Origin of the sequence: Corallococcus praedator (genome assembly GCF_003612125.1) — a bacterium.
GTDB classification, from domain to species: domain Bacteria; phylum Myxococcota; class Myxococcia; order Myxococcales; family Myxococcaceae; genus Corallococcus; species Corallococcus praedator.
In genome coordinates this window covers 1-6338 of record NZ_RAWI01000479.1, presented here as the reverse complement: position 1 = coordinate 6338, position 6338 = coordinate 1, and the positions used below count along the sequence as shown (strand labels likewise).

Below are 6338 nucleotides of genomic sequence, written 5' to 3'. Positions count from 1 at the left end.
GCCCTGCCCCTGCTGCTGAGCACCCTGCTGCTGTGGCCCGCCCTGGCTCCGGCGGCCCAGAAGGTCACCGTGCCGGTGGACGTGGGCGTGGGCCCGGCGGTGTTCATGTTCTTCGGGCCCGTCTTCGAGGATCAACCCATCCACACGGGGCTGAAGCTGTCGGTGGACGCGGTGCTGGACAAGGAGTGGCTGCGCAAGAACCAGCGCGTCATCCCGAACCGCTACCGCAAGCAGGCCACGAAGGTGGAGGAGATCCGCGTCTCGCCGTCCATCTTCATCCCGGACTCGTTCATCATCTCGCCGAAGTACCGCGACACGGGGATGTACGGCATCACGTTCAAGCCGCTGGGCCTGGGGCTGCCGCTGTCGTCCAGTCCGGTGCGCTTCACGGTGGGCGCGGGGCTGGTGCTGTCGTACGCGTACATCTTCTCCGACACGCTGCCGGACACGCACTTCCTCCGGCCCGGCGCGGAGGTGGGCGCGGACCTGGAGTTCCAGCTGGCGAAGAGCTTCCTCATCAGCGTGGGCTGGGAGTCCACCTTCTACGTGCCGCAGGAGCTGGGCGGACTGGGCCTGCCGGACAAGCTGGGCGACGGCATCTTCCACGTGGGGCAGGCGTACCTGCAGTTCCACTTCCGCTTCCCGTACAGCACGCGGCTGTAGCGCTCGCGCCGGGGCGCGCCTCGCGTCTAGCCTGCGCGGCACCATGCCCCTCGCACTCGCCACCGACGCGCAGAAGGCCGCGCGCGACGCCGTCACCCATGCCGCGTGGGGTTCCCCGCTGAGCGTGCCGCAGTACCAGGAGCGCGAGGCGCGGCTGCGGGCCCACCCGTGGAGCCGCGAGGCCATGAGCACCTGGCTGTGGCTGGGAGACGACGGCGCGGTGCTGGCCTCGTGCGAGACCTTCCGCACCGACAGCTTCCTGCGCGGCGGGGATGGGCGTTTCGCGCAGGGCGACAGCTATGCCATCGCCAGCGTCTTCACCGAGGACCACCTGCGCGGCCAGGGACATGCCACGCGGTTGATGGACGCGGTGGCCCTGGAGCTGGAGCGCGTGGCGCCGCGTCCGCATTCCGTCGTCCTGTTCTCCGACGTCGGGGCGCCGCTGTATCGCCGCTCCGGGTACGTGGAGGTGCCGGCGTGGGACTGGCACCTGGACGCTTCGGAAGCGCCGGGGGGACGCACGGTGGACGGGGGGCTTCAGGAGACGGACGTGGCGCGGGCGCTGGAGCGGATGCGCCGGCCCCAGGTGCCCTTCTACCTGTGGCCGACGGCCTCGCAGGTGGACTGGCACCTGGAGCGGGAGCGCATCTACGCGGAGCTGCTGGACAGGCCCCGGCCCCGGACGTGCGGCGCGGTGGTGGGTGCTTCCACTGCGCTGTGGACGATGATGGCCCGCTACGGCGAGTTGGTGGTGCTGATGCTGGATGCGCGGGACGCGTCGGACGCGGAGGCCCTGCTCGCGGAGGCGCGTCGTGTGGCACACCACGCGGGGCTCAAGCGCGTGGTGTGGTGGGAGGAAGCCGCGACGGCGCCGCTGCTCGCGGGCGTGCCCGGGACCGTGCGCGTGCAGCGGGACGGGTCGCTGCCCATGCTGCGGCCCTTGCGCGAGGGCATGCCCCCCGCGCCGGAGGTCCCCTTCCCTCGCGCCCTCTGGGTGTGACGTCACGGCCGCACCGCCGCCGTCAGCAGCCGGTGCGTGAGGGCGGAGCGCGGGCGTTCCGCCGCCAGCGCGGTGAACGCGGCGCGGGGCGGCGGCACGTTTCCGGTGACTACGCCACCAGTCCCGCGAGGCCCTGGAACAGGGTCAGGGCCTGCTCTCGGGAAGGCATCCCCGCCTCGCGGATGAGCTGCTCCGGCGGCCGGTGCCCCTCCACTTCTTCTCCCAGGACGCGCAGCGCATCCCGCCGCGCCTGGAGCAACCGCGCCCGCTGCCTCGGCGTCAGTCGCTCCTGGTGGGCCCACGCATCCACGGCCCACGCCAGCTCCGCGTGGCGCACTTCATCCCTCGCGATGGCGCGCAGCGTGTCGCGCACCTCGGGGTCCTGCGCGGTGCGCGACTGCCAGCCTGCCACGAAGGCCCCGAAGGTCTCACGCACGCAGCCCTCGACCGCGTTCTCCAGGAGCATCTCCTCCAGCGAACGGGCCTGGAAGGGCGGCAGGTCCACGTCGGGCAGGAGCGCGCCATGGCGCTCGGCGAGCGACTGCATCGCACGGGTGTGGCGGACCTCGTCTCCCGCGGAGCGACGCGCGGCCTTCACCAGGGCCTCCGGCGCCCCGTGCGCCTTGAGCTCGTCCGCGAGCCGCAGGAACGCCGGCACGGATGCCGCCTCCAGCCAGGCCGCATGCGCGAAGAGCGCGCCCATGGCCCCGCCGGACTCCGACACGAGCGCCTCCCGCAGCCCCTCCGGCCGACGACCGTCGTTGGAGCAGGTGACATAGCTGCACAGCAACTCCGCCCTACCCACGGACGACGACTCCTTCGCGAAGCAGCCGGTGGGCTGCGCACCGTCCTCACCCTGGTCGGGGCAGCTGTCGCAGGACGGATTGCTCGGAAGGCTCCCATCCGCGTTGAGCGCGATGAGTCCCCCACTGAGGGAGGTGGGGCCATCGCCACAACCCTCCCCGTTTCCACAGCCCACCCCCAGGGGCAGCAGGGGCGCGGCCAACAGCAGGCCGTAGAGGGTGCGGCGCAGCATCCGATGCTTCGGAATCACATCCAGCGTCCGACGAGACATGGGAACCTCCGCGTTTCCGTCCTGGAAACCGGCCTGGCTCCCCACCTCCGGCCCGGTGGGAATGGGCGGAGACCCTAACCCGGATGTGTCAGGAGGCGACAGGTCCCCTAGGATGCGCCCCCATGGCGGAACGAAGGCGCATCATCGAGGGCACCTGGAACTGCACGTCCTGCGGCGCGAAGAACATCCCCGCGCGCCACAAGAACTGCCCCTCGTGCAACAACCCACGCGAGCTCACGGGCAAGGAGTCGGAGTTCGACTTCGGTGACGTGGACGCGGCCTCCGGCAGGTCCACCCGCGAGGGCGTCACCGACGAACAGGCCCTGGACCTGGCCGGCGCGGGCGAGGACTGGTTCTGCGCCTACTGCGGCGCCTCCAACCGGGGTGATGCCAAGGCGTGCCGGCAGTGCTCCGCCGAACGCGGCTCGGATGCGAAGGCCGCGCGCATCGCGGACCTGTCCCCCCAGCCGCCGCCGAAGCCCGCGCCCAAGCCGAGCAACTGGAAGAAGATCGCGCTCATCGTCGCGGGCGTCCTGGGCTCGTGCTGCTTCGGCACCTGCGCGATAGGCGCGTGGGGCAACCTGACGCACGACTTCAAGGGAGAAGTCACCGCCACGAGCTGGCGTCGCGCCGTGGTGCAGGAGCGCTTCCTCCCGGAAGCCCGCACGGGCTGGCGGGATGAGCTGAGCACCACCGCCCCGCGCATGCCGGTGAACGGCGCGGGCGAGGTGCCGGGCGTCACGAACATCCGCGACTGCGTGTCCCGCCAGCGCGGCACGCGCAGAGTCGCGGATGGCACCGAGCGCGTGTGCCGGACGAAGACCCGCAAGGTGGCATGTGGCACCGAGGAGAAGTGCCGGCGCCGCGACAAGGGCAACGGCTTCGCCGAGGAGATCTGCCACGACGAGACGAAGTACTGCAACGAGTCCTACGAGGACTGCCAGACGGAGACGCGCTACCGCAACGAGCCCGTCTATTCGCAGCAGTGCACCTACGACACGTACGCGTGGAAGCAGGTGGATCAGCGGGAGCTGAAGGGCACCGAGGATGCGCCGCGCTGGCCGGAGCTGACGGCCGGAACGAACGAGCGGGTGCGACGCGAGGAGTCCTACCGCGTGAGCGTGCGCTATGACGACGACGGCGTGAAGGAACACGTGGTGGAGCCCACGCGCGAGGACGAGTTCCTCGGGTGGAAGAAGGGCCAGGGCGTCACGCTCACCGTGACGAACCTGGGCAAGGTCGAGAAGGCCATCCGCCGCTGAGGGAGTTGCATGGAGTGCACCTGCTGTGGCGCCTGCTGCGTGGCGCCGGACATCGCCGCGCTGGACAAGCCCCTGGGGCTTCGCTGCCCGCACCTGGACGCGGACAACCTGTGCACCGTCTACGAGCGGAGGCCCCAGGTGTGCCGGGACTACGCGGCGGATGAGGTGTGCCGCCGCATCGAAGCGCCCACGCTGGAGGAGCGCGTGCACAACTACCTGGCCCTGTTCCAGCTCACCGGCGAGGCGGAGGCCGTGAGGACCTCCGGCTGCGCCTCCATGCGAGCGGCGCGGGCGGTGGCGGGCCTGTCGGGACGCGCCCGGGTGCAGGGAGACGTGACGTGAAGTTCCAACCCACCGAACCGTTCATTCCCGCGCCGGGACTTCGCGGCGCGCACGCGCAGACCATCTTCGCCTCGCTCGCGCGGCCCACCCGTTCGCCACCCCTGCGCCGGGAGCGGCGCGAATTGCCGGACGGGGACTTCGTCGACCTGGACAGCTTCGATGGTCCGACGGGCGCGCCGCACGTGGTGGTGCTGCATGGCCTGGAGGGTTCCTCCCAGGCGGGCTACGTCACCGAGGTGCTCCGGGGCGCGGCGAAGCGCGGCTGGGGCGCCACGGCGATCAACTTCCGCTCGTGCAGCGGGGAGCCGAACCGGCTGGCGCGGGCGTATCACTCCGGGGACACGAACGACACGCTGCTCGTGATGGAGGACGTGCGCGCGCGCATCACCGGTCCGATGCTCGCGGTGGGCTTCTCCCTGGGCGCCAACGTGTTGTGCCGGCTCCTGGAGGAGACGGGCGACTCGGCCCCGGTGGTCGCCGCCGCGTCCATCAGCGCGCCGTATGATCTGGATGCCTGCTGCCGGAAGCTGGACAGCGGGGACAGCTTCCTCTGGTTCTACCGCCAGCGGTTCCTGCGCACGCTCAAGAGCAAGTCCCGCGCGAAGCTCCAACGATTCCCGGGTGCGTTCGATCTGAAGAGGATGCAGGCGGCGTACACCCTCCGGGCGTTCGACGACGTCGTCACCGGACCGATGCATGGCTTCCAGGACGCGGCGCACTACTACCGGGAGGCGTCCTCGGGTCCCCACCTGGGAGACATCCGCCGGCCCACGCTGCTGTTGAGCGCCGCGGACGATCCGATGCTGGAGTCCCCGGTGGTTCCGCTGTCGGCGCCGGACAACCCGTTCATCCACGTGGTGTTGACCGAGTATGGCGGCCACGTGGGCTTCGTCGCGGGCAGCCTGCTCCGGCCGTCCTTCTGGGCCGAGAACCAGGCGCTGGTGTTCTTCGAACAGGTGCTCGCGAAGCGGCTGGCGGCGACGTAGCGCCTGCTCGGCCGCGCGAGGTCAGCCGAAGAAGAGGGCGAAGCCGAGCTTCGCGGACGGCTGCAGGGCGCGCATACCCCAGGACTTCGTCTCCACGGGCGTCAGCGCGTCGCGGAACGGTTCGTCGAGTTTCTGGAGGCTGGGAACCGCCATCTCCATGACGCTCATGCCGCCGCGCACGAAGAAGCTGAGCCGCCGCGTGGCGTTGAACTCCAGACCCAGGTGGGCGCTGGCGTACGAGTAGCCCACGCGCTCCATGGATGAGGCGGGCAGCAGCGTGCGATCCGCGAGTCGCCGGTTGAGGGTCTCGGTGCTCGCGGCCTGCGCGTGACCGAGCTCCAGCGACAGCGACGGCGAGAAGGTTCCGCGCAGTGGCAGCAGCGTGAGTCCCGCGCGCGCGGCACCGCGCAATCCGTTGTGCGCGGCACCGATGTGCAGGCGGACGTGAGGCGAAGGCCGGAAGACCGCGGAGAGTCCCGCGCCTTCGGGCATGCCCGCGTCGAGCATCAGACCGAAGGGTGCGAGGCGTTCCGGATCACTCGTGCGGCGCCGCAGTTCCTGCGTCTGGGCAATGGCCGTGTGCGCCGACAGGACGACCAATGCCGCGGTGACGATGGACACCGCTCCCATGAGGCTTCTCCCCGTTCCAGACACCGCGGTCCACCGCGATGAGATTTGCGAGGCGCGCCGGCTCCCGAGAGCGACCCATCCACGGAACCCGACGTCTCTTGCTTCCCCCCGACCCGCCACTCCACTCCCGCCTTTGATCCCTGCCGAGTACCGGCGGCCGCGTCCCCGTGAACTGCCATCAGGATCGAGCGCGACTGCCCCGCACCGACATGCCCTGCGTGTGTCCCTGCCCTTCACTCCCGTCCGGCGTACCGCGACCGCATTGCCGAACTCCCCCAACCTGCGCACTGCCCCATCCCGTCGCACAGCCCCGTACAGCGTCCTGCTTGCTGCCTTGCTCCACCTCACTGCCTTGCTGCCCCGACCCGCCCGTCCTACCC

The 6338-nt window shown here is 70.8% G+C and carries 7 protein-coding genes; 5 read left to right on the top strand and 2 right to left on the bottom strand.

The features are described from left to right. Window positions 1–3: 3 nt before the first annotated feature. Both D7Y13_RS36625 and D7Y13_RS36620 read left to right on the top strand, forming a co-directional pair. Window positions 4–663, top strand: coding sequence for a hypothetical protein (locus tag D7Y13_RS36625; RefSeq protein WP_120630952.1), 660 nt, complete (start codon window positions 4–6; stop codon window positions 661–663). 43 nt (window positions 664–706) lie between these two features. Next, window positions 707–1663 (top strand): GNAT family protein, encoded by a 957-nt coding sequence (locus tag D7Y13_RS36620; protein ID WP_120585942.1) that lies wholly within the window; start codon window positions 707–709, stop codon window positions 1661–1663. A gap of 109 nt (window positions 1664–1772) precedes the next feature. On the opposite strand, the gene D7Y13_RS36615 is transcribed toward D7Y13_RS36620, so the two are convergent. After that, complete coding sequence (locus D7Y13_RS36615; protein WP_147444546.1) at window positions 1773–2738, bottom strand: ferritin-like domain-containing protein; 966 nt, start codon at window positions 2736–2738, stop codon at window positions 1773–1775. Between the two features lie 122 nt (window positions 2739–2860). On the opposite strand from D7Y13_RS36615, the gene D7Y13_RS36610 reads away from it, so the two are divergent. From D7Y13_RS36610 to D7Y13_RS36600, 3 genes are read left to right on the top strand one after another with little or no spacing between them, the layout of a single operon-like run. Next, on the top strand, window positions 2861–4000 hold the full coding sequence (locus D7Y13_RS36610) for a hypothetical protein (protein WP_120537902.1): 1140 nt from the start codon (window positions 2861–2863) through the stop codon (window positions 3998–4000). Window positions 4001–4009: 9 nt separating this feature from the next. After that, complete coding sequence (locus D7Y13_RS36605; RefSeq protein WP_120537903.1) at window positions 4010–4342, top strand: YkgJ family cysteine cluster protein; 333 nt, start codon at window positions 4010–4012, stop codon at window positions 4340–4342. Then, window positions 4339–5328, top strand: a complete 990-nt coding sequence (locus tag D7Y13_RS36600) for a hydrolase (protein WP_120537904.1) — start codon at window positions 4339–4341, stop codon at window positions 5326–5328. The genes D7Y13_RS36605 and D7Y13_RS36600 overlap by 4 nt, the downstream gene beginning before the upstream one ends. Window positions 5329–5349: 21 nt before the next feature. Here the strand turns inward: D7Y13_RS36600 and D7Y13_RS36595 are convergent, their stop codons facing one another. Further along, window positions 5350–5958: a hypothetical protein gene (locus D7Y13_RS36595; protein WP_120537905.1), complete on the bottom strand. Its 609-nt coding sequence runs from the start codon at window positions 5956–5958 to the stop codon at window positions 5350–5352. Window positions 5959–6338 lie beyond the last annotated feature (380 nt).

Excerpts from the sequence above, each read along its gene's own strand:
- D7Y13_RS36610 (WP_120537902.1), top strand. The coding sequence starts at position 2,861 with ATGGCGGAACGAAGGCGCATCATCGAGGGCACCTGGAACTGCACGTCC.
- D7Y13_RS36615 (WP_147444546.1), bottom strand. The coding sequence starts at position 2,738 with ATGTCTCGTCGGACGCTGGATGTGATTCCGAAGCATCGGATGCTGCGC.
- D7Y13_RS36620 (WP_120585942.1), top strand. The coding sequence starts at position 707 with ATGCCCCTCGCACTCGCCACCGACGCGCAGAAGGCCGCGCGCGACGCC.
- D7Y13_RS36595 (WP_120537905.1), bottom strand. The coding sequence starts at position 5,958 with ATGGGAGCGGTGTCCATCGTCACCGCGGCATTGGTCGTCCTGTCGGCG.
- D7Y13_RS36605 (WP_120537903.1), top strand. The coding sequence starts at position 4,010 with ATGGAGTGCACCTGCTGTGGCGCCTGCTGCGTGGCGCCGGACATCGCC.